Annotated in this window: 17 protein-coding genes; 9 read left to right on the top strand and 8 right to left on the bottom strand. The window is 66.2% G+C overall.

Translation table 11 applies throughout. From position 1 onward, the window contains the following. Positions 1 to 10 precede the first annotated feature (10 nt). The 4 genes from C1924_RS14805 to C1924_RS14790 are packed head-to-tail and all read right to left on the bottom strand — an operon-like array spanning position 11 to position 5,775. A complete protein-coding gene (locus C1924_RS14805; protein WP_108765987.1) occupies positions 11 to 763 on the bottom strand; it encodes a glucose 1-dehydrogenase in 753 nt (250 codons plus the stop codon). Between the two features lie 46 nt (positions 764 to 809). Then, positions 810 to 2,114: an MFS transporter gene (locus C1924_RS14800; RefSeq protein WP_108765986.1), complete on the bottom strand. Its 1,305-nt coding sequence runs from the start codon at positions 2,112 to 2,114 to the stop codon at positions 810 to 812. Continuing rightward, the gene (locus tag C1924_RS14795; protein ID WP_108765985.1) at positions 2,111 to 4,339 is read right to left on the bottom strand and encodes an oligoalginate lyase; all 2,229 of its coding nucleotides are present in this window, start codon (positions 4,337 to 4,339) and stop codon (positions 2,111 to 2,113) included. The genes C1924_RS14800 and C1924_RS14795 overlap by 4 nt, the downstream gene beginning before the upstream one ends. Next, on the bottom strand, positions 4,336 to 5,775 hold the full coding sequence (locus C1924_RS14790) for a polysaccharide lyase 6 family protein (RefSeq protein WP_108765984.1): 1,440 nt from the start codon (positions 5,773 to 5,775) through the stop codon (positions 4,336 to 4,338). The genes C1924_RS14795 and C1924_RS14790 overlap by 4 nt, the downstream gene beginning before the upstream one ends. Positions 5,776 to 6,016: 241 nt before the next feature. Between C1924_RS14790 and C1924_RS14785 the strand changes: the two genes are divergently transcribed. The 5 genes from C1924_RS14785 (at position 6,017) to C1924_RS14765 (ending at position 13,302) form a co-directional block, all read left to right on the top strand. Next, complete coding sequence (locus tag C1924_RS14785; RefSeq protein ID WP_108765983.1) at positions 6,017 to 8,908, top strand: TonB-dependent receptor; 2,892 nt, start codon at positions 6,017 to 6,019, stop codon at positions 8,906 to 8,908. 102 nt (positions 8,909 to 9,010) lie between these two features. Continuing rightward, positions 9,011 to 9,754 (top strand): FadR/GntR family transcriptional regulator, encoded by a 744-nt coding sequence (locus tag C1924_RS14780; RefSeq protein ID WP_108765982.1) that lies wholly within the window; start codon positions 9,011 to 9,013, stop codon positions 9,752 to 9,754. A gap of 655 nt (positions 9,755 to 10,409) precedes the next feature. Next, the gene (gene gcvT, locus C1924_RS14775) at positions 10,410 to 11,522 is read left to right on the top strand and encodes a glycine cleavage system aminomethyltransferase GcvT (protein WP_108765981.1); all 1,113 of its coding nucleotides are present in this window, start codon (positions 10,410 to 10,412) and stop codon (positions 11,520 to 11,522) included. Positions 11,523 to 11,616: 94 nt separating this feature from the next. Further along, on the top strand, positions 11,617 to 12,012 hold the full coding sequence (gene gcvH / locus C1924_RS14770; RefSeq protein WP_108765980.1) for a glycine cleavage system protein GcvH: 396 nt from the start codon (positions 11,617 to 11,619) through the stop codon (positions 12,010 to 12,012). Positions 12,013 to 12,786: 774 nt separating this feature from the next. Beyond that, positions 12,787 to 13,302, top strand: a complete 516-nt coding sequence (locus tag C1924_RS14765) for a histone (RefSeq protein ID WP_108765979.1) — start codon at positions 12,787 to 12,789, stop codon at positions 13,300 to 13,302. Positions 13,303 to 13,449: 147 nt separating this feature from the next. On the opposite strand, the gene C1924_RS14760 is transcribed toward C1924_RS14765, so the two are convergent. After that, complete coding sequence (locus C1924_RS14760) at positions 13,450 to 14,343, bottom strand: LysR family transcriptional regulator (protein ID WP_108765978.1); 894 nt, start codon at positions 14,341 to 14,343, stop codon at positions 13,450 to 13,452. 113 nt (positions 14,344 to 14,456) lie between these two features. Here C1924_RS14760 and C1924_RS14755 point away from each other — a divergent pair, with 113 nt between their 5' ends. Continuing rightward, positions 14,457 to 15,215, top strand: coding sequence for an SDR family oxidoreductase (locus tag C1924_RS14755; RefSeq protein WP_108765977.1), 759 nt, complete (start codon positions 14,457 to 14,459; stop codon positions 15,213 to 15,215). A 145-nt stretch (positions 15,216 to 15,360) separates the two neighbouring features. Here the strand turns inward: C1924_RS14755 and C1924_RS14750 are convergent, their stop codons facing one another. Beyond that, the gene (locus C1924_RS14750; RefSeq protein WP_108765976.1) at positions 15,361 to 16,761 is read right to left on the bottom strand and encodes a serine hydrolase domain-containing protein; all 1,401 of its coding nucleotides are present in this window, start codon (positions 16,759 to 16,761) and stop codon (positions 15,361 to 15,363) included. Positions 16,762 to 17,046: 285 nt separating this feature from the next. Here C1924_RS14750 and C1924_RS14745 point away from each other — a divergent pair, with 285 nt between their 5' ends. Both C1924_RS14745 and C1924_RS14740 read left to right on the top strand, forming a co-directional pair. Further along, positions 17,047 to 18,375, top strand: a complete 1,329-nt coding sequence (locus tag C1924_RS14745; RefSeq protein WP_108765975.1) for an MFS transporter — start codon at positions 17,047 to 17,049, stop codon at positions 18,373 to 18,375. A gap of 76 nt (positions 18,376 to 18,451) precedes the next feature. Beyond that, complete coding sequence (locus C1924_RS14740; protein ID WP_108765974.1) at positions 18,452 to 18,808, top strand: DUF1304 domain-containing protein; 357 nt, start codon at positions 18,452 to 18,454, stop codon at positions 18,806 to 18,808. A gap of 137 nt (positions 18,809 to 18,945) precedes the next feature. On the opposite strand, the gene C1924_RS14735 is transcribed toward C1924_RS14740, so the two are convergent. Both C1924_RS14735 and C1924_RS14730 read right to left on the bottom strand, forming a co-directional pair. Further along, positions 18,946 to 21,423, bottom strand: coding sequence for an acyl-CoA dehydrogenase (locus C1924_RS14735; protein ID WP_108765973.1), 2,478 nt, complete (start codon positions 21,421 to 21,423; stop codon positions 18,946 to 18,948). After that, positions 21,420 to 22,337 carry an alpha/beta hydrolase gene (locus tag C1924_RS14730; protein ID WP_108765972.1) on the bottom strand — a complete coding sequence of 306 codons (918 nt, stop codon included), beginning with the start codon at positions 22,335 to 22,337 and terminating at the stop codon, positions 21,420 to 21,422. The genes C1924_RS14735 and C1924_RS14730 overlap by 4 nt, the downstream gene beginning before the upstream one ends. 142 nt (positions 22,338 to 22,479) lie before the next feature. Here C1924_RS14730 and C1924_RS14725 point away from each other — a divergent pair, with 142 nt between their 5' ends. Next, the gene (locus tag C1924_RS14725; RefSeq protein ID WP_079222832.1) at positions 22,480 to 23,082 is read left to right on the top strand and encodes a TetR/AcrR family transcriptional regulator; all 603 of its coding nucleotides are present in this window, start codon (positions 22,480 to 22,482) and stop codon (positions 23,080 to 23,082) included. The last annotated feature ends 120 nt before the right edge of the window (positions 23,083 to 23,202 follow it).

The following is a 23,202-nucleotide window of genomic DNA, read 5'->3' as shown; positions in this document are numbered from 1 at the left end:
TCCGCTCAGGTCAGGAGAAGTAGGTGCCGCCGTTGACGTCCAGATTCGCACCGGTGATGAAGGCCGCTGCGTCCGAGGCCAGGAACACGGCCGCATCGGCGGCTTCGTCCGGCACGCCCTGGCGGCGCAGCGGGGTGTTGCCGGCCACCGCGGTGCGTACCTCCGGCTTGGTGAATTCATCATGGAAGCGGGTGGCGATCATGCCGCAGCACAGCGCGTTCACGCGGATGCCCTTGGGCCCCAGCTCCTTGGCCATGGCGCGGGTGAAGGTCATCACCGCGGCCTTGGCGGTGGCGTAGATCGACGCGCCCGGACCACCGCCATCGCGGCCGGCCTGCGATGCGAAATTCACGATGGCCGCGCCTTCGCCCATGTGCGGCACGACCGCGTGGGTGGTCAGGTAGGTCGAGGTCAGGTTCAGATCCATCACCGTGTGGAAGAACGCCGGGTCGATGTCGGCCAGCGGGCGGCGCTGCACCATGCCGCCGGCCACGTTCACCAGCAGGTCGATGCGTTCACCGAACGCGGCCTGGGTGGCGGCGACGAGACCTGCCACGGCGGCGGCATCGGTGACATCGGCGCGGTGCACGATGGCCTGGCCGCCGGCCGCCTGGATCTGCGCCAGCGTGTCCTGCGCGCTGGCTTCATCGTTGGCGTAGTTGATGCAGACGCGTGCGCCGGCAGCGGCCAGCTTGATCGAGACGGCACGGCCGATATCACGGCCACCACCGGTGACGATGGCCACCTTGTCCTGGAACGACATGCGGGAAACTCCTTGGTTTGCGGGGGAATGAAAGAAAAGTGCGTACTCAGCCGCCACGGCGGTCGAGCTTGTGGATCGGTCCGGTCCACCACCACAGCGCGGCCAGCGACAGCGGCACCAGCGCGGCGACGAGGATGAAGATCGGGGCGTAGGAATGGCGGGTCAGCACCGGCACCAGCCAGGTGGTGATGAGGGTGCCGGCCACCGCGGCCAGGCCACCCAGGCCCGCCAGCGTGCCCACCGAACGGCCGTCGAAGAGGTCGCCCGGCAGGGTCTGGATGTTGCCGATGGCCACCTGGAAGCCGAACAGCACGGCGGCAATCGCCAGCACGGCCATCAACGGCTGGTTGGCCAGCACCGCGCCCAGCAGCGCCGGGGCCATGATCACGCAGCCCAGGGTGATGGACAGCTTGCGTGCGCGGTCCACGCTCTGCCCGGCACGGATCAGGCGCCCGGACAGCCAACCGCCACTGAGACTGCCCAGCATCGCGCCGACGAAGGGCACCCAAGCGAACAGGCCGATCTGCTTGATGTCGAAGCCGAAGGTCTCGGCCAGGTAGATCGGCAGCCAGGACACGAACAGCCACCAGATCGGGTCCAGCAGGAAGCGGCAGGCGAGCATGCCCCAGCTCTGCCGATGGGCCAGCAGCGCGCGCACGCTCACCTTGGGCGCAGTGGCGTCGCGCTGCCCGGCCTGGTCTTCCATGATCAAGCGGCGCTCGGCATCGCTCACCCACGGATGCCTGTCCGGGCCGGCGCGGTAGACGAACAGCCACGGCAGCAGCCACAGGAAGCCGATGGCACCGACCAGCACGAAGGTGCCGCGCCAGCCCAGCCACAGGTACAGGGCGGCGATGGCCGGTGCGGAAACGATCGCACCAATCGATGCGCCCGCGTTGAACACGCCCTGCGCCAACGCGCGTTCGCGCGCCGGGAACCACTCGGCATTGGCCTTCACCGCACCGGGCCAGGCACCGGCTTCGCTGACGCCCAGCAGTGCCCGCACCAGGCTGAAGGACAGCATCGAATGGGTGATCGAATGCAGGGCGATGGAGATCGACCACACGCTGATCGACAGGGCAAAGCCCAGGCGCGTGCCGATCATGTCGAACAGGCGGCCGAACAGGAACTGGCCTGCCGCGTAGAACAGCATGAACACTGTCACCAGCAGGGCGTAGTCATCCTTGGTGGCGCCCACCTCCTTGGCGATTTCCGGCCACATCACCGCCAACGCGTTGCGGTCGATGTAGTTGATCACCGTCGCCACGGCGATCAGGCCGACAATCAGCCAGCGCACCGCCGATCGCACCGGAACCCTGCGCAGGCCGGACACCCCTGCGGGCCCGTTCATTTGCCGTCACCCTTGCTGCGGTCCATGCGCGCGTGGCTGCCGCTCCAGCGGTAAACGTGGCCATCGACGGTCACGCGGTGCTCGCCCGTGGCGCGGCTGTCATCGGCTACGCCCAGGGCGATGCGGGCACCACTGGCCAGGCGCAGCTCCAGGACTTCGGCATCGCTGCCGCGGGTGCGCACGATGTCCTGGATGCGGCTGTCGGCGCCGTGCACGTACTCGGCGGTGCCGTTGTACTCGCCGTGCGGCTCCAGCACGCTGAAGAAGGTCACGTCCTTCTGGCCTTCCACGCGCTGCAGCAGGGCGGGTTCGCGGCGCAGGTTGAACTCCGGGTCGTTGGCACCGCTTTCCACCAGCAGGGCCTGCGCGGGTGCGCTGCTGCCGAAGCGGTAGGTATAGAAGCGGCCGTCCAGCAGCCAGGCCAGCGTGCGCGGTTCGCTGCCGGCCTTGCTGCGTGCGTCCAGCCACAGGTGCTGGTAGCCGTTGTCCCCGCCCAGCACCGGGCGCTGGCTGGTGAAGTGTTCGGCCTCGAAACCGGTGGTGACGATGTGGCCGTTGAAGTGCAGCGGCAGGTCGTAGCGCGCGGCCTTGTCACCGTGTACCTGCAGCAGGTCCAGCACCACCGGCAGGCCCAGGTCGGGGTGGCGCAGCAGCGCCTGGGTGCGGGTGAACACCACGCCGGGGTAGGCATCGCGCATGGTTGCCGAAGCAATCTGGGTATCGGTGTCGGCCTGGAAGAAGCGCACCTGCGGCGCATGTTCCTCGCCGCGCTTCCAGTCACCCTTGAAGTGGCTCTGCTCGTCCACCACCAGGGTGTTGTGGGCCACGGTCTGCTTGGCCCAGCTGCGGTTCTCGGCCAGGTAGATCCCGCCGCGCTTGGCTTCCACGTTGAGGAAGCGCGCCGCACCGTAATCGGTCACCACCGCCTTGCCGTTGTCATAGAACAGCCAGTTGAGCTTGTCGAAGTGGCCATGGCCCATGCCCTGCATGGTGTCCTTCTGCACCAGCGCCTGGCCGTCCTCGCCGTTCATGCGCAGGATCGCCAGCCCGCCACGGTCGCCGTCCGGGCCATCGCGCAGCAGCATCGGCCGGTAATCGAAGGGCTTGGCCTTGTTGGCCGCCAGTGCCTGCGCCACCTGCAGGCCTTCGGGCGAAAGCAGCAGGCGTTTCTGCTGCTGGGCCACCGACAACAGATGGTCATCCCCGGTACGGGCATACGCAATGCCGATGCCGGCCACCAGTTCTTCGGTATCGATGCCCTTGTCGAGGATCGCATCGTTGATCGGGAAGAACAGCCCGTTGTAGCTGGTCTGCACCAGTACATCCACCGCCTTCAGCAGCACGCCGTCGCGGCGCGCGAAGATCTTCCGCTGCGGCTCATTGCGCTCGATCGCGTTGGCGAACAGCAGGAACGGCGCCAGTGCATAACGCTGGTAGTACGGGCCTTCCTCGTAATAGCCATCGGGCGAGAACAGCAGGTCGATCTGGCGCAGGAAGCCGAACTGGTCGTCCTTCTGGCTGCCGCGCAGGGATTTTTCCACCAGTTCCTGATCGCGCAGCACATAGCCGGTCATGCCGGTGGCGGCCACCGCCCAGGTGGCGTGGTTGTGGATCTGGTCGTAGTTCTTCGGCTCGCTGATCAGGAATTCGGCCATCGGCCGGAACAGCTTCGATTCGATGGTCTGCCGGTCCTGCACGGGCAGCGCGTCGCGGATCGCGTCGTAGCCCTGGATGGCATTGACCAGCCACACCGAATCGTTGAGCACCTGCCAGAACACGCGGCCGGGAATCTGCCCACGGCCTTCCGGATGCGGGCCCAGTGTCGGGTAGAGCCTGGCGTACTGCATCAGCATGTCGCGCGCGTAATCGACGTAGGCTTTGTCGCCGGTCAGCCGGTACAGCGTGCCGGCGGCCAGCAGCGCCTGGTAGTTGCGCTTGTGCTGTTCGTGGGTGCGCCCGCCGCCCTTGTCCTTGGGCACCGGCACGTCGATGCCGGCCTTCATCATCTTCTTCAGTGATGCTTCGGTGCGGGCCTGTTCCTTGGCGAACCACGGGTAGCGGCTGCCTTCACTGGCCATCTGCTGCCACTGCGCAGCAGTCACCAGCACCGGGGCGGTGTCAGCCTGGCGCGCGGCGGCGGCCGGGGCCGCCAGCAACGGCGCGGCCGGCAGCAGGGCAAAGGGGATGGCCAGGGCCAGGGAAACGAACAGCGGCTGCAACCTCATCGATCAACTCCGGTGCTGGTGCGGGACAGGAAAACCTCGCCCACCTTGGGATACCAGTCCACCCCCGTGGCCTCGCGTGCGGTCATCGCCAGCGCCGCATCGGCGCCGGTGGCGGGCAGGGCAGGGGTTGGCGTCCACAGGCCACTGGCGGCCTGCTGCAGGGTCACGCTGCGGCTTTCGACGCCGCTGGGGAACACTGTGCTGGCCTGCGGCGACTGCACATTGCCGCTGAAGGCGATGCCAACCAGCGAACTGGCGGCGGTGGGTGGGTTCCTGCTGTTGCGATTGACGATCAGGTTGGCACTGAAGCGGCTGTTGCTGGCGGCCACATCGATGCCCTTGGCCGGGTCATGGCCGACGCCGAAGCTGATCTTCGCCACGTCCACGAAGGTGTTGCGGCTGACAGTGGCGTTGACCACCGGCGCATAGCCGGACAGTGGCGGATTGGCCTGTGCGTCCATGATCGCCAGCGCCGAACGGTTGCTGGAACCGGCCAGGCGCTCGAAGTAGTTGTTGCTGACGGTCTGGTCGGCATTGATGATGCGCACGCCGCCGGTGCCGGCCTTGTCATCGCCGAGGAAGACGTTGTCGATCACCCGGTTGCCGTTGCCGTGGCGCAGGGTCAGCGCGCCGGCCGAGCGGTAGAAGACATTGCCGCGGTAGGTGTTGCCACCGGATTTGTTGGAGACGATCTCGGTCTCGCCGTCGCAGCCTTCAAACCAGTTGTTTTCCACGGTGCTGTTGGAATCGCTCAGCGAGGTGTCGCTGGTGCCGACGCGGATCGTCTCGCCGCCGTTGACGCCCAGCAGCGGACGTGGGCCGAACCAGTTGTGGTCGATGCGGTGCTGGTTGTCCAGGCCCTGGGTGGCATCGCGCACCACCACCACGGTAGGGCCCGCATTGGTCTTGCCGCGCAGCTGGCTGTGGTCCAGCCGGTTGTGGCTGCCGTACAGCGACACCCAGTAGTCCTGGTCGCCGGCATCGGGGTTGGTGTAGTCGTCGATGACCAGGCCGGTCACCCGGCTGTGGCTGGCCACCGCCTTGCTCGATTCGCGGAAGGCGACCACGGCATCACCCGGCGTGTAGCCGTCGCGGAACACCAGGTTGGACACCTGCAGATGGCTGCCTGCCAGGCGCAGGTCCGAGCGCCCACTGAGAATCACCTTGCCCGGCGTCTGTGCGCGCAGGGTGATCGGTGCTGCGGCCGTCCCCTGGCCCTTCAACAGAAGGCGGGTGTCGGTCCAGGTGCCATCGGCCAGCACGATTTCGTCGCCGGGTTGCAGCGCCGCCGCGGCGGTAGCGAATTCGGCGGCGTCATGGACCAGCCAGCTGGCAGCCATTGTCGACGAAGTGGTCAGGCAAAGTGACAGGCCAATTGCCAGCGCTGATGCAGGGAACAGGTTGGACGGGCGGTGCGAAGGCGATTCGATGCGCATGAAGTCCTTCCAGGGACGGCCGGGCCGCCGTTTCGAGTGGGTGTGTATACCAGTTGCGGGGTCTGTTGTAAGCCAGTGTTCGCGCAAAGTCATGCTGCATCAGCACATTTAATGCTGGCCAAGTGGTATGAAACAAAGGCCTTAAGAAAAATACATACCAGTTGGTTGACATTTGTGTGTCGGCGTGTCGAAGCTGCGTCCCACGCCTGCCGTCCAGGCGATCCTTTGGGAGGAGGAAACCATGCGGCAATCTGCCGGAGCTGTACGCACCATCAAGCTGTCACCCACACCTCTTGTCGTGGCATTGCTGGCCGCGCTGGCCGCCGCTCCGCTGGCGCAGGCGCAGTCCACCACCGGCAATGCCGGGCAGAACGCCACCACGCTGGACCAGGTGCAGGTCACCGGCATCCGCGAATCGATGCAGAGTTCGATCAACAAGAAGCGCGACGACACGGTGATCGCCGATGTGCTCTCGGCCGACGACATCGGCGACCTGCCGGCGCCGTCGCTGGCCGATGCGATCGAAACGCTGACCGGCGCGGCCTCGACCCGCGACAAGACCGGTGCCTCGGAGATCTCCATCCGTGGCCTGGGAGCCTTCCTCAGCAGCACCAATTTCAACGGCCGCGAGATCACCAACGGCAGCGGCGACCGTTCGGTGAACTTCAACATGTTCCCGGCCGAACTGATCAACACAGTGGCCATCTACAAGACCCAGCGCGCCGACATCATCGAAGGCGGCGTGGCCGGCACCATCGGCCTGGAAACGGTCAAGCCGCTGGAATACGGCAAGCGCTCGGTGCAGTTCGACCTGCGTGGCAGCTGGGCCGAGTATGACAAGAAGTACCGCGATGACGATGGCATCGGCTACCGCGGCACGGCCAGCTACATCGACCAGTTCGAGTTCGGTGACGGCCAGAAGCTGGGCATCTCGCTGGGCTTCCAGCGCCTGGACGGCACCGATCCGGAAGAGAGCATCACCAGCGGCTCCACCTGGTACGCGTGTGATGGCAACCAGAACGTGACCAATGCCAACTGTGCCGAGGTGGGCGCACAGGCCATCGCCAATGGCGCGCCGTACTACCTGGTGCCCAGCAGCCGCATCTACCGCCTGAAGCAGGAACGCAACGACCGCCAGAGTGAATTCGCCGCGGTGCAGTGGCGGCCCAACGACGTGGTCGAGGTGAACGTCGACGTCGAGCACACCCAGCGCAACTGGTACGAAAACCGCAGCGACCTGAGCCTGTCCAATGCGCGCCGCGGCATCACCCAGCGCGAGGTGGACGAGAATGGCATCGTCCGCCATCTGCACGGCAGCACCTCGATTGATTCCACCTCCAACCGCTACTGGCGCGGCGAGGAGTACACCGGTGGTGGCCTGAACCTGATCGTGCGGCCCAGCCCGGCCTGGGAACTGTCCACCGACCTGTCCTATTCGCACACCAACCGCTTGGACAGCGAGCGCATGACCCGCCTGCGTGCCAACCAGCGCGACATCAACAATGCCATCGTGCCAGGCATCAGCAGCGGCACGACCGGTTATGTCGACTACGACTGGGACTGGCATGGCGAAGTGCCCAGCGTGGCGTTGGCGCCGAACTTTGATGTGCAGAACTGGGATGCGTATTCCGGCGCGGCACGCGTCACCTCCAGCGCCACCGAGAACGACCACAAGATCAAGGCCGGCCGCTTCGATGCCAGCTTCATGCCGGAGTCGGGCTTCTTCACCCGCATCAAGGGTGGCGTACGTGCCAGCCAGGCCGACTACCGCCTGCGCGACAACACCCTGGTGACCGACTACGACCAGCGCATTGCGGCCGACAAGGCGAAGATCATCGCCGCCAACCAGGCCTGCCGGGCACCGTTCCCGCAGGACGATTTCATGGATGCGGCCAGCGGCAACACGATCTCATCCTGGGCCTATTTCGATCCCAACTGCCTGTACCAGTCCTTCCGTGGCAGCCTGGACAGCGGCCTGGATCCCGATTTCCAGGACCCCAACAACGTCGACATCACCGAAAAGACCCGCGCGCTGTACCTGCTGGGCGAATTCAGCAGCAGCCTGTTCGGGCTGCCGGTGACCGGCAACGTGGGCGTGCGCTGGGTGAAGACCGATGTGCGCTCGGAAGGCGTGCGCACCGACCTGCAGATCGAGGACAACGGCGATGGCACGATCCGCCTGCAGCCGACCGGCAACTACACCACCCAGGTGTTCAAGGCCGGCAATGACAAGCTGCTCCCCAGCCTGAACGCGGCCTTCGAACTGCGTCCGGACGTGCTGCTGCGCGTCGGTGCCTACCGTGCGATGTCACGCCCGGACATCGCGGCGCTGGGTGCCGGCCGCACCATCAACGTCAGCAGCGATGCCACCTACGGCAACCTGGCCGATGCGCTGGATGACATCAGTGCCAGCGGCAACCCGGCCGCGCAGCCGCTGATGTCCTGGAACGGCGACCTGTCGCTGGAGTGGTACCCGAACCCGGATACCATGCTGGCCGGCGCGGTGTACTGGAAGCAGTTCAACGGCGGCACCGCCACCGCGCTGGTGCCGGAGACCTACACCATCAACGGGCAGACCGTGACCGTGCCGGTGCGCCAGCAGGTGACCACCGACGATGACAGCACCCTGACCGGGCTGGAGCTGAGCGTCACCCATCGTCTGTCCTACCTGCCCAAGCCGTTCGATGGGCTGGGCTTCAAGGTCAGCTACAACTACGCCGACGCCGACTACGAGACCCAGGATTCGCGACTGGGCGAGCAGCTGGCCGCCGATGGCAGCGTCATCCCGGCCATCGTGCCGCCGGCCGGCCTCAGCGGTTTCTCGCGGCACGTGCTGTCCGGTTCGATCTACTGGGACGTGGGCCGCTTCAACATCCAGGCCATCGGCAAGTTCCGCTCGCACTACTACCAGGACTTCACCGGCAACACCGCGCAGCAGAACCGCTACTACGACGACAACACCAGCGTCGACCTGCGCATGCGCTACAAGGTCAACAAGCAGCTGTCGCTGTCGCTGGAGCTGATGAACCTGACCAACGAACCGCGCGTGGCGTACCAGCCGCTTTACGGCAACTTCCGTGAAGTGGTGACCTACGGGCGGCGTGCGTATTTCGGTGTACGATACAAGTTCTGAACAGGGCGGCGCGGCCAGTGGTCGCGCCGTCGCTCCATCCGGACCCGCACCGCGCACGGTGGCCCGGGACGGGCCCGGAGGGAACCGCCAAGGGTCAGCCGCATGTCCGCCAACCGCCTCTACCAGACCATCGCCGCCAAGCTCCGCAAGCTGATCGAGGACGGCGAATTTCCGCCGGGTTCGCGCCTGCCGGGCGAGCGTGAACTGGCCGAACGATTCGGTGTCAGCCGGGTGACCGTGCGCGAAGCCGAGATCGCCCTGGAAGCGCAGGGCTGGATCGCGATCCGCATTGGTTCGGGTGTGTACGTGAAGCCCCGCCCGGCGCAGGCCTCCGGTGGCCTGCCCGATGTCAGCGCCTTCGACCTGACCGCTGCCCGCGCGGTGTTCGAGGCCGAAGCCGCCGCGCTGGCCGCCAGCAACATCGACGAGGCCGGCATCGCCGAACTGCAGGTGCTGGCGCAGGCGCTGTGCCGGCGCGACCTGACCGACGACGAGGCCGGCGACTTCGACCGCCGCTTCCACCTGACCATCGCGCGCCTGTCCGGCAATCCGGTGGTGGAATACTTCATCCAGCAGATCTGGCGCATGCGCAGCGATCTGCCGCGGGTGGCCGAGGTCTATGCACGGGTCTGCCACGACGATGGCGCCAGCCGTGCCGACGAGCACATGGCGATCTTCGAGGCGCTGCGCAGCCGTGACCCGGTGGCGGCGCGCAACGCCATGCGCTACCACTTCCAGCGCCTGTTCGAGGCGATGCTGGAGGCCACCGAAAGCCAGGCGCTGGAAGAGATCCGCCGGCGTACCCAACAGGACCGCGAGCGCTTCCTGGCCACCACGCGCATCTGAGGGTTTCCAGCCAACGGCGCAGCCCCTCGTGGGTTGGTCGCTTGATGCGTCCGGATATGCGTGTCGGGTCGGGCGGTTTGGGTTCGCGGGACACGCCGTAAACCCATCCATGGGGGCTCGATGGCGCCATCCATGGCGCCAACGGTCCCGCGAACCCAACCCGCCCGACCCCCGACAGTTTCCGTGCGCGTCCAGCCCACGGAAAAGAAATTAAGAGCAGAAGCAAAAGCGAAAGCCGGTCGCTGCGCTCGCGGGGTCGGATCCCTTTCCGCAGGAAAGGGATCCGACCCCTCTCCATATATGTATCGACATCCACATCTGCTCCTGCTCTGCTCTGGCACTTACCATCAGTCACCACGGAACCTGACAGGGGTGGGGCGGTGTGGGTTGGCAGGACCGTTGGCGCCATGGATGGCGCCATCGAGCCCCCAAGGATGGGTTTACGGCGTGTCCTGCCAACCCACATCGCCCCACCCAAACCCAGACAACCCAGAGCCGACGAACCCAGGCTCTGCGCCCTAAGCTCTGGCTTGAAGAAAGCGGCGCCGGCCGCAGGCCGGCTACAACCCCCAACTCCCCGCTGCGCTGCGGCACGCCTGCCGCCGAGCGATCTGGGATAATGGGCGTTCTTGTTTACCCTGCTGCCGGACCGGTCATGACCCAGAAAACGCTGCTCAACGATACCCACCGCGCCCTTGGCGCCAAGATGGTCGATTTCGGGGGTTGGGACATGCCCATCCACTACGGCTCGCAGCTGGACGAGCACCACCTGGTGCGCCGCGAAGCCGGTGTCTTCGACGTCAGCCACATGACCGTGGTCGACCTGCGCGGTGAGCAGGTCAAGCCGTTCCTGCGCCGCCTGCTGGCCAACTCCGTCGACAAGTTGAAGGTACCGGGCAAGGCGCTGTACTCGTGCATGCTGAATCCGCGCGGCGGCGTCATCGACGACCTCATCGTCTACTACCTGGCCGATGACTTCTTCCGCATGGTCGTCAACGCCTCCACCCGCGAGAAGGACCTGGCCTGGCTGCGCGAACAGGCCGCTCCGTTCGGTGTCAGCGTCGAGCAGCGCCCGGACCTGGCCATTCTCGCCGTGCAGGGCCCGCAGGCGCGTGACCTTGTCGTCGGCCTGGTCGGCGGCGGCGACCGCGATGCGCTGGCCAAGCTCGTTCGTTTTGCCGCCCTGCAGGTCAAGGCCGATGACGGCGTTGAACTGTTCGTCGCCCGCACCGGCTACACCGGCGAAGACGGTTTCGAGATCCTGCTGCCGCAGGAGGCCGTGGTCGCTTTCTGGAACCGCCTGCTGGCGGCGGGCGTAAAGCCGGCCGGCCTCGGTGCGCGCGACACCCTGCGCCTGGAAGCCGGCATGAACCTGTACGGCCAGGACATGGACGAAGCGATCAGCCCGTACGAAGCCGCACTGGCCTGGACCGTGTCGCTGGACGAAGGCCGTGACTTCATCGGCCGCGATGTACTGGAAGCCCAGAAGGCAGCCGGTGACGCGCGCCAGATGATCGGCCTGGTGATGGACGAGAAGGGCGTGCTGCGCCACGGCCAGGCGGTGACCACCGCCAGCGGCCAGGGCGAGATCCTGTCCGGTACCTTCTCGCCGACCCTGGCCAAGGGCATCGCGTTCGCCCGCGTGCCGGCTGGCGAACTCGGCCAGGTGACCGTGGACATCCGCGGCCGGCAGGTGCCGGTGCGCGTGGTCAAGTTCCCCTTCGTGCGCGAAGGCCAGGCCCAGCCCGGCGTGCTCGCCGACGCCTGATCCGAACGTGCCGGTCGTCACTGACAGCAGTGGCGGCCGGTTGGTTACACTAGCCCCGATTTTTCCACCCCCTGCAAAACCTGGAGCAGTTCCCATGAGCGAGATCCCCGGCGACCTCAAGTTCCTCAAGTCCCACGAGTGGGCCCGCGTCGAAGGCAACGGCCGTGTCACCGTCGGCATTTCCGACCATGCCCAGGGCCTGCTGGGTGACCTGGTCTATGTCGAGCTGCCTGAAGTCGGCGCCGACGCCAAGGCGGGCGAGCAGATCGCCGTCGTCGAGTCGGTCAAGGCGGCCTCGGACGTCTACAGCCCGATCAGCGGCAAGATCGTCGAGGTCAACTCAGCACTGTCGGACAAGCCGGAAACCATCAACGAAGATGCCTACGGCGAAGGCTGGATGTTCGTGGTCGAACTGACCAACGCCGAAGAGCTCAACGAGCTGCTGGATCCGGACGCCTACGCCGAAGCCCTGGAAGACGAAGACCACTGAGTCTTCGTTTCCTGGTTCAAGAACGGCCACCTTCGGGTGGCCGTTTTCGTTCCAGTGACCGTAACCGGCTCATGCCATCGGGTTCGCAGCACACCTGTCGCCTGGCATCAGGCGGCGTTGAAAGGCGCGATCCGGCGTGCGCAGTTTTGCGCAAATCCGCATTTCCGCCCCGCGTCGGCGCGCTCGAATGTGAAAACTTTTACCCCCCGTTGCAGACCTGTTGTGGTGTGCCGGGCGGGTACGCGCACGCGCGCCTGGCGACGATGCGCGAAGTGCGGTGCCTCTTCGTGCCTATCAACGCAGAGTGCTTATTTCAAGCGTTTTTTATTCAGTGCGTGCGAACAGGCGTTGCTGTGCGTGGCGTTGGCAGTGCGCGATGGAGGGCCAGGATGGCACCGCAGGGCGGCGCTGTCGGCGGCGATTGGGTGGACACGGATGTGAAATTTTTTCGCGGGGGTTGTTGACAGTAAAAAAAACCGTGATTAGGTTTCGCCTCAGCAGACCTTGCCTGCCAAACCGAGTGCGCAGAATCAATCGTCCGATGCGAAGCAGCCCCTCCAAGACCACCGCGTTCCTGCTGACGGTGGACAGGGCCCCGCTTCCCCCGGAGAAATGCAAGGGATCTTCCGTTCCGATGCCCGCTCCGCCGATCGAGGCGGGCATTGCCGCATCCGTAACGGCGCGCCTGACGCGCCGGCGGTCCCCGCACGCAGCACCTGCGGGTTTGATCCACCTGGGCGTTTCAACTCCCTATCACTGACGAGGAGCCATCCCATGGCAACCAAGAAAGCTGCGAAGAAAAAGCCCGCCGCCAAGAAAGCGGTGAAGAAGGTCGCTAAGAAGGCCGCTGCCAAGAAGGCAGTGAAGAAGGTCGCGAAGAAGGCGACCGCCAAGAAAGCCGTGAAGAAGGTCGCCAAGAAGGTCGCCAAGAAGACCACTGCGAAGAAGGCAGTGAAGAAGGCGGCGAAGAAGGTTGCCAAGAAGCCGGCAAAGAAGACCGCGAAGAAGGCCGTCAAGAAGGTCGCCAAGAAGGCTACTGCCAAGAAGGCAGTGAAGAAGGCGGCGAAGAAGGTCGCCAAGAAGCCGGCAAAGAAGACCGCGAAGAAGGCCGTCAAGAAGGTCGCCAAGAAGGCAGTAAAGAAGACTGCCAAGAAGGCCACTGCGAAGAAGGCCACCAAGAAGGCTGCCCCGAAGAAGGCTGCCAAGAAGGTCGCCAAGCGCAAGCCGGCCGCCCGCAAGAAGAAGGCCGCTCCGGTCGCTCTGCCGGCAACCCCGGCGCCGCTGATCTAAGTACTTCCCGATAGCCGTACCCTGAAACCCCCTTCCCTGGCTGCCCAGCGGGGAGGGGGTTTTTTTATGGGCGCTTGCCGGCGGTCGAGTCGACTGTCAGTCGACTGCTCTTTGATCGGTATCGCCGGAGTCGACTGTCAGTCGACTCTACCGGTACGCCGCCGGCGGGAACCGCTCCACCAGGAAGTCCAGGAAGCTGCGCAGGCGGGTGGAGGGATAGCGGTCGTGCGCGTGCACCACGTGCATCGGACGACCCGCCTGGCCGTGCTGCGGGAACAGTTGCACCAGCCGCCCGGCCGCCACGTCTGCAGACAGCAGCAGGGACGACTGCAGCACGATGCCCAGCCCGTGCAGCGCGGCCACACGCAGCGCTTCGCCGTTGTTGATCTGCAGGCGCGCAGCGGCGATACGCTCGAGGCCGCCAGCCTCATCCTGCAGCCACTGCGCCAGCGCGCTGGGCTCGAACGACAGGCAGTGGTGCGATGCCAGTTCGGCAAGTGCATGGGGCGTACCGTGGCGGGCGAGGTACGCCGGCGAGGCGCACATCATCAACCGGTAGGGCGTCAGCGGGCGTGCCACCAGCGTACTGCTGTCGGCCAGGGGGCCGATGCGCAGCGCGGCCTCGAAGCCTTCGTCGGCCAGGTCGACCACGCGGTCGCTCAGGGTCGCCTCCACCCGCACCTGCGGATGGCGCTGCATGTACTCGGCCAGGGCCGGTACCAGCGCGTGCGTGCCGAAGATGACCGGCGCGCTGATGCGCAGCGTGCCTGCCGGCGCCAGGTGTTGGTGGGCGGCCTGTGCATCGGTCTCTTCCACCAGCCGCAGGATGTCTCTGCAGCGGGCGTAGTAGTCCTCGCCGAACGGTGTCATGTGCTGGCGGCGCGTGGTGCGGCTCAGCAGCTGCATGCCCAGGCGCGCTTCCAGGGCACGCAGGTGTTTGCCGGCCATGGTCGCCGAGATGTCCATGGCCGCGGCGGCAGCGCTGAGGCTGCCCCTGTCCACGATCAGCACGTAGACCTGCATGCTCTCCAGCAGGTTCATCTGACACTCCGGGTGTTGAATGCTGAAACCTGCGCGGAGTTTATCAATCAGGGGTGATCAAAGAGCATGCCTGCGAGGGCCGGATGTGCCGGCCACGCATGAGGGACAGCACCATGGATCTGAAACTGGAAGGACGAAACGCGCTGGTGACCGGCGCGGGCAGCGGCATCGGCGCTGCGGTGGCGCGACAGCTGGCGGCGCTCGGCGTACGCATCGCGATCAGCGCGCGCCGACTGGAGCCGCTGCAGTCGCTGGCGGCGGAGATCACCGCCAACGGTGCCGCCGCACCCCTGATCCTGCCGGGTGACCTCACCGACGCTGCACAGCTGTCGCGCATCGCCAGCGAGGCCGAGGCCGCGCTGCAGCGCGTGGACATCCTGGTCAATGCCGCAGGCGGCTCGCGGCCGACCACGCCGGATGCCGATGAAGACGTCTGGAAGGAAGCGATGGCGTTGAATTTCTCCGCGTCGCGGCGGCTGACCCAGGCGCTGTTGCCGGGCATGCAGGCGCAGGGTTGGGGGCGGGTGATCAACTTCAGCGGCTCGATGGAGCCGCGTGCCGTGAATGCCGCGACGGCGGCGAAGGCCGCGCTGCACCTGTGGAGCAAGGGCCTGTCATCGGAAGTGGCTGCGCAGGGCATCACGGTCAACACCCTCGCGCCGGGGCGGATCAACAGCGCGCAGATCCTGGGCCGGTTGCATCCTACTGAGGAAAGCCGGCGCGCGTTCATCGAACGCAACATTCCGATCGGGCGCTTCGGCGAACCGGAGGAGGTCGCGCCGCTGGTGGCGTTTTTGGCGTCGCCGCTGGCCGGCTACATCACCGGCGCGGTCATCCCCGTGGACGGCGGCATGCACTACTTCGCGCACTGAGCGGGCGTTGGTAGAGTCGACTGTCAGTCGACTGCTTTTCGATCCGGCACTACGTGAGTCGACTGACAGTCGACTCTACCAAAGTCGACTGACAGTCGACTCTACCAAAGTCGACTGACAGTCGACTCTACCGGAGCTGCCGCGCTCAGCGCGGCGAGGCCACGGCGCTGTTGCTCGAGGCGCCCTTGCCCTTGCGCTTGTCCTGCTGTGCGGGCGTTGCGCCCTCAGCCATCAGGCTGTCGCTGCCGAAGTCGGTGTCCACGTCCAGCCAGCGCTGCGCCGGCAGGCCCAGGGCAGAGTCGAGCACGGTGGGCAGCAGGCCGCTGGGCAGGCCGCTTTCGCCGTTCCACATGATCGCAATGCCCAGGTCACGCTCGGGCACCAGCGCGACCAGGCCACGGTAGCCCTGCACGGCGCCGGCATGGAACACCACGTCGTGGCCGGCGTAATCGAAGGTGCGCCAGCCCAGTGCGTAGCCGGCCGAATGCAGGCGCTCGCGGCGCCAGCCCGAACGCATTTCGCCCGGGGTGTTGATCAGGCTCGAATGCAGGGTGGCCAGCAGCGGTGCCGGCAGCACGTCGGGGCGATGGCCGGTGTGGGCCAGCAGCCACTGCGCCATGTCGCTGGCACTGGCATTGACGCCGGCAGCCGGGGCGACGCGGTAGTAGGTCGGCTTCGGCGTCAGCGACACCCAGCCGTTGCGGCTGCGCACGTGCGGGCGCGCCCAGCGCGAACTGGCCTGGATGCCGGCCAGGCCGAGGCTGGCATCGTTCATGCCCAGCGGCTTGAAGATGCGGCGCTCGACCGATTGTTCGTAGAAGCTGCCCGAGGCGGCGTAGACCACGTCGCCAATCAGGCTGAAGGCCACATTCTGGTAGGCGTAGCAGTCGCCCGGCAGGCACTTGAGGCTGGTGTTGGCCAGCTTCTGGGTCAGCGTGTAGTACTCGGCGTTGCCTTCGATGTCGCGGTCGTAGGCGTTGTAGGGCAGGCCGACGCGGTGGCTGAGCACATCGGCCACGGTCAGGCGGTCGGTCGCTTCTGGGGAGTTGAGGCGGAAGCCCGGCACGTAATCGGTGACCTTGCTGTCCCAGCGCAGCGTGCCATCGTTGACCAGCAGGCCGGCCATCGTGCCGGCGAAGGCCTTGGACAGCGATGCCAGGCGGAACACGGTGTGCGCGTCGACCGGCAGCGGATTGTTGACATCGGTGACGCCGTAGCCGCGCGCGCTCAGCACGCGGCCGCCCTGCACGATGGCCACGGCCATGCCCGGCACACGCTCGCCATAGGTCAGCTGCTGCGCCATCGATTCGATGTGGGCGACGTTGAAGCCGGCGGCAGGCAGCTGCACCTGCGGCACCAGGCCGGTGCGGTAGGCCGCCGGCTGGGTGTGGGCGACGCTCGGGCCCGCAGCGGTTTCAATGTTGGTCGGCATCGGCGGCAGGGCCGGCGGTGTCTGCGCGGTGGTGGACAATGCCACGGGCATCAGCATGCCCAGCAGACCGGTGGCCGCCACCCGGATCGGGCGACGCAGGTTGTTCATTTTCATCGGTTTGGACCCGTGCGCGACTGCTGTTTGTGATTCTAGCGCCGCTTTTCGCCTGTGCACAAACAAAGCGAAGATGAATGCGCATCTGATTGAAAAAGTTGGTTTTTTGACGCTCGTCGATGGCGCCCAGACGTTCCCGCGCGCGCCCTGCGCAGCGCCTGTGCGGCGGCATCGGCACACGGCGCGCTGGCGATGTTGCAGTGCATTGTCTAACGTACGCGCTTCACCGCCCCCGGAGCCTGCCATGTCGTCATCCAACCGCTGGGTTCCGGCCAGGGCAACGGCGTGAGCGCGGCCACGGGCAAAGGGCCGCTGCGCGGGCTTGTGGCGGCGCTGCGCGAATCACCCGCGCTGTGGTGGTCGTTCCTGTATTTCTTCTGCCTGCTCAGCGGCTATTACGTGCTGCGTCCGGTGCGCGAGGCGATGGCGGCCTCGGCGGATCTGGAGACGGTCTTTCCGCCGCTGCTGATCGGCTGGTTCGCCAGCCATGGCATCGCCCTGAAGGACTTCGTCCTGCAGTTCCTGTTCACCTGCGTGTTCGTGATCATGCTGGTGCTGCAGCCGGTCTACGGCTGGCTGGTCAGCCGCTTCCCGCGGCGGGTGTTCCTGCCGGTGGTGTATGGCTTCTTCATCGTCACCCTGCTGCTGTTCTACCTGCTGTTCGACAGCGGGGTGCCGGGGCGGGGCATGGCGTTCTTCCTCTGGATCATGGTCTTCAACCTGTTCGCGGTGGCCGTGTTCTGGAGTTTCATGGCCGATGTCTTCAGCAATGCGCAGGCGCGTGCGTACTACGGCTACATCGGCGCGGCCGGCACCGTCGGTGCGTTTCTCGGCCCGATCATCACCAGCGCGCTGGTGCAGCGCGTGGGCATCGCCAACCTGATGCTGGTGTCCGCGGGATTCCTGCTCGTCTGCCTGGTCTGCATCTGGCGCCTGCGGCACTGGGCAGTGCTGCGCGAGCGCGAGCAGGCGCTGGTGTCCGGCGAGAAGCCGATGGGCGGCAGCGTGCTCGATGGCCTCAAGCTGATCGTGCGCGAACCACTGCTGCGCTGGCTGGCAGTCCTGGTGGTGTTCGGCGTGGGTGTGGGCACGCTGCTGTACAACCAGCAGGCCAGCATCGTGCGTGCCGCCTTCAGCGACCCGGCGGCCAGCACGGCGTTCTTCTCGCGCATCGATCTGGCGGTGAACGCATTGACCCTGCTGCTGCAGCTGAGCCTGACCCGCTGGCTGCTGTCGCGCCACGGCATCGCACCGGCCCTGCTGATTCCCGCCTTTGCCATCCTGCTCGGCTTCTCGGTGCTGGCCGCCTCGCCGCTGCCGATGATGGTGGCGGTGGTGCAGGTGCTGACCCGGGCCAGTGAGTTTTCGCTGTTCAAGCCGGCACGCGAGACCATCTACACCCGCGTGGATCGCCAATGGCGCTACAAGGCCGGCGCGGCCATCGACACCGTGATCTACCGCGGTGCCGACCTCAGCTTCACCTGGGTGCACAAGGCGCTGTCGCTGCTGGGTTCGCACGTGGTATTCGTTGGCGGCATCCTGGCAGCGGCCTGCATGACGGCCGCCGCGTTTGGCGTGCTGCGCGAAGAGAAGAAGCTGCCGCGCGACCGCTGATTTGCCGGGGTCAGATCCCTTTCCCGCAGGGAAAGGGATCTGACCCCATTCTCCCTCTCCGTTCAAGGAACCGCCCATGTACTGGATCGCACTCGCCCTGACCCTGCTGGTCGCACTGCTGCACGTCTACTTCCTGGTGCTGGAAATGTTCCTGTGGACCCGTCCGCTGGGCCTGAAGACGTTCCGCAACACGCCGGAGAAGGCCGAGATCACCCGCGTGCTGGCGGCCAACCAGGGTCTGTACAACGGCTTCCTGGCGGCGGGTCTGTTCTGGGGCCTGTTCGATCACCTGCCGATGCTGGTGAACTTCTCGCTGGGCTGCGTGATCGTGGCGGGCTGCTACGGCGCGTGGAGTGTGAACAAGCGCATTTTCTTCATCCAGGCGCTGCCCGCGGTGCTGGCTGCGCTGGCATGGTGGTTCGTGCCGGCGTAATCGTGTGATGGCGGTGCGCGTATCCACCCATGGGGTGGATCTACTGCGGTAGAGCCACGCAATGCGTGGCTCCGCACCCTCCACAAAAAAACGGCGGGCCGAAGCCCGCCGTTTTCATGTCCGCTTACTCCAAGCGATCACGCTGCCTGCGAATGCGGATCCTTGTGCTGGCGGTCGTAGTAGCTGGCCGCACGCAGTTCGTGGGTGTCGAAGTCGTCCACGGTGATGGTGTCCAGGGTCAGCGTGCGCAGTTCTTCCAGCAGGCTGCGCTCGTCCTGGGTGATCACGCCTTCGGCCACGGCCTCGTCCAGCTGCGCCTTGAAGTCCAGCGCTTCGATGCCCTTGCTCTTCAGCGCCTTCAGGAACTTGCGCTCCACCGGCTCGGCCATGATCGCCTTGCTCAGGTAGCTGTTGATGCGGCCGCCCGGGTTGTTCTCGCAGGGGGTCAGGAACACGCCACTGGCCAGGCGGTCGCGGGCTTCGTTCGGCGCCATCAGCAGGGCAGCGACGCGGCGGCTCAGGCGGTCGCCCGGAGCTTCGGCGCGGCGGCCCAGCGGGAAGATCAGCGCCCACATCAGCCAGCCGATCGGACGGATCGGGAAGTTGCGCAGGGCCGCCGACAGCGACTCTTCGATCTTGTGCACGCTGTCATGGAAGGCCCAGGCCAGCAGCGGCTGGTCGGCCTGCGGTGCGCCTTCGTCGTGGTAGCGCTTGAGCATGGCACTGGTCATGTACACATGGCTCAGCACGTCGCCCAGGCGGCCGGACAGCGATTCCTTGAACTTCAGCTTGCCACCGAGGGTCATCATCGAGATGTCAGCCATCAGTGCCAGGTTGGCCGAGTAGCGGTCCAGCTTGCGGAAGTAACGGCGGGTGTAGGCATCGCCCGGGGCGGCTCCGAAGCGCGCGCCGGTCAGGCCGAACCAGAACGAACGCACCGCATTGGAAATGCCGTAGCGGATGTGGCCGAACAGGCTGCGGTCGAAGTCCTGCAGGCCGGCACGGGTGTCGGGATCCTGCGCGGCCTTCATTTCCTTCAGCACCCACGGGTGGCAGAGGATCGCACCCTGGCCGAAGATCAGCAGGCTGCGGGTCATGATGTTGGCGCCTTCCACGGTGATCGCGATCGGCGCGGCCTGCCAGCTGCGGCCGGCGAAGTTGCGCGGCCCCAGGATGATGCCCTTGCCGCCGATCACGTCCATCATGTCCGAGATCACTTCGCGGCTCATGCTGGTGCAGTGGTACTTGGCGATGGCCGAGGGCACCGACGGCACGTCGCCGCGGTCCACCGCAGCAGCCGTGGCCTGCGACAGCGCGCTGATCTTGTAGGCCTTGCCGCCGATGCGGGCCAGCGCTTCTTCCACGCCTTCAAAGCGGCCGACCGACAGGCCGAACTGCTTGCGGATGCGCGCGTAGGCGCCGGTGACTGCAGCGCCCGCCTTGGCACCGCCACTGGCGGTGGAGGGCAGGGTGATCGAGCGGCCCACAGCCAGGCACTCGTTGAGCATGTTCCAGCCCTTGCCGGCCATCGCAGCGCCGCCGATCAGCTGGGTCAGCGGAATGAACACGTCCTTGCCCCTGATCGGACCGTTCTGGAAGGTCGAGTTCAGCGGGAAGTGGCGACGGCCGATCTCCACGCCGGCGGTATCGCGCGGCAGCAGGCCCAGGGTTATGCCGATATCGCGGGTGTCGCCGATCAGGCCATCCGGGTCGTACATGCGGAAGGCGAGGCCGATGAGCGACGCCACCGGGGCCAGGGTGATGTAGCGCTTGTCGAAGGTCAGCTTGACGCCGAGCACCTGCTCGCCGTTCCACTCGCCCTTGCAGACGATGCCGTAGTCGGGAATGGACGTGGCGTCGGAACCGGCGAACGGACCGGTCAGGCCGAAGCAGGGCACTTCGCGGCCATCGGCCAGGCGCGGCAGATACTGGTCCTTCTGTTCCTGGGTGCCGTAATGCACCAGCAGTTCACCCGGGCCCAGCGAGTTCGGCACGCCGACGGTGGAACTGACCACCGAGGACACCGAGGCCAGCTTCTGGATGACCTTGTGGTGGGCCAGCGCGGAGAAGCCCAGGCCGCCATACTCCTTCGGGATGATCATGCCGAAGAACTTGTTCTTCTTGATGAAGGCCCACAGTTCCGGCGGCAGGTCAGCGTGGACGTGGGTGATTTCCCAGTCGTTGACCATCGTGCACAGTTCTTCGACCGGGCCATCAAGGAAGGCCTGTTCTTCGGCGGTCAGCTGCGGCTTGGGGTAGTTCAGCAGGATGTTCCAGTCCGGATCACCGGTGAACAGCTCGCCCTCGAAACCGACCGAGCCGGTTTCCAGCGCGATGCGCTCGGTCTGCGACAGCGGCGGCAGCACCTTGCGGAACACCTTCATCATCGGGCCGGTCAGCAGCGGCTTGCGGATGAACGGCAGCAGCAGCGGCACGGCAATCACGGCCAGCACGGCAGCGGCGACGATCGTGGCGGTCTGGTTGACGTAGGGCACGAACCAGCAGGCGGCCAGCAGGGCCACGCTGATCAGCGTCCAGGTCAGCAGCCGCATGCGGTGGTAGGCGACGAACGCGCCTGCCAGCAGCAGGGCGAGGAAGGGAAGAACGATGCTCATGAGCGTGCTCCGGTGACGTGCTCGTTTGTGGCGGACGAAGCTGCGGCATCCACCGCAGGCAACACGTCCAGATAGTCCAACACAGTAGCGGTAAAGGCGTCGTTGTCATCACCGGCGACCATGTGCGTGGCCTGCGGCAACTGTACGTGGCGCGCGTGCGGCGCCAATGCCAGGAATTCGGCCACGGTCTGCGGCGTGACCAGATCGCTGCGGCCGCCGCTGACCAGCAGCAGCGGGCACTTCACCTGGCGCGCGGCGGCGGCCAGCGCACCCTGGTGCTGCTCGCTGTCGCGGGCCAGTTCGGCCACCAGGCGCGGGTCCCAGTGCCAGCGCCAACGGCCCTCGCCATCCTCGCGCAGCAGCGCCCGCAGCGACTGCTCGGATTTGCGCGGGCGGTGCGGCAGATAGGCCGAAATCACATCGGCGGCGTGGGTGAGCGAGGTGAAACCCTCGGGATGGGCGGTCATGAAGGCCAGGATGCGCTCCACACCTGCGGTGTCCCAGCGCGGGGTGATATCCACCAGCACCATCGCCGAGAACAGGCCCGGCCAGCGCGATTCGGCGAGCAGGCCGAACAGGCCGCCCATCGACGCGGCGACCAGCACCGGTGGGCGCGGCTGCTCACCGGCCAGCACGATCAGGTCATCGGCGAACTGTTCGCCGTGATAGGGCAGGTCGGCGGCATTCCAGTCCGAATCGCCGTGGCCGCGCGCATCGTAGGCCAGCGTCTGCAGGCCAGCGGCGGACAGTGCACGGGCGGTGGCATCCCAGGCGTGGCGGGTCTGGCCGAAGCCATGCGCGAACAGCACCCGCCCACGGCGCCCGTGGTCACTGGCGGTCGCGGCGAGGTGGGCACCATGGGCCGCCTCCAGACGCAGGTCATGGAACGCAGCGGGAGTCGGGGGCATAACCATACTCGCTAGTATGGATTGCTGGTGATGGAAGTCAATACCATGCAGTATGGTGCGCTGCGGAAGGCGTCATTGCCCGCCCCGCGACGGTTTCGCGCGCAACGGCGTACTGCAACGAACCCCGCCGTATGGTTAAATCGTCCCCATGAATCAACCTGACGCTTCTGCCGGCGAACCGCGTGCCGGCCGCAACAGCCGCCTCAGTGCCGAAGACTGGGCACAGGCGGCCCTCGATCTGATTGCTGAACAAGGTGTGGGTGCCGTCGCGGTGGAACCGCTGGCGCGCCGCCTGGGGGTGACCAAGGGTAGCTTCTACTGGCACTTCCCTTCGCGCGATGCCCTGCTGCAGGCAGCGCTGGAACGCTGGGAGCTGTTCGAGCAGGAGCAGGTCTTCGGCAGCCTGGAAGACGTCCCTGATCCGCGCGCGCGCCTGCGCCAGCTGTTCCAGATGGTGGCGCACGAAGTGCAGCCGCACATCATCTACAGCGAACTGCTGAAGGCGCTCGACCACCCGATGGTGCGGCCGGTGATCGACCGTGTGTCGCAGCGCCGCCTGGATTACCTGGTGGCCTCGTTCCGCCAGGCCGGGCTCAGTTCGACCGATGCGCGCCATCGTGCACGGTTGGCCTACGCGGCCTATGTCGGCTTCCTGCAGCTTTCGCTGCAGCTGCAGCAGCCCAAGCAGGCGCGCGAGGATTTCGAGGCCTACGTGGAACACCTGATCGAGACGTTGATTCCGAACGGGTGATGCAGTTCCAGGTGTACGAAAAAGCCGCGACAGGGTCGCGGCTTTTTTGTTGCCTGCGCGCCTGCGTGGCAGGTGGGCGAGGCAGGAAAAACAACGGCCCCTTGCGGGGCCGTTGCTGAA

It is taken from the genome of Stenotrophomonas sp. ESTM1D_MKCIP4_1, from assembly GCF_003086895.1.
GTDB lineage: Bacteria > Pseudomonadota > Gammaproteobacteria > Xanthomonadales > Xanthomonadaceae > Stenotrophomonas.
Note: the sequence above shows the minus strand (reverse complement) of the source record. Positions and strands in the feature narration are given on the sequence as shown.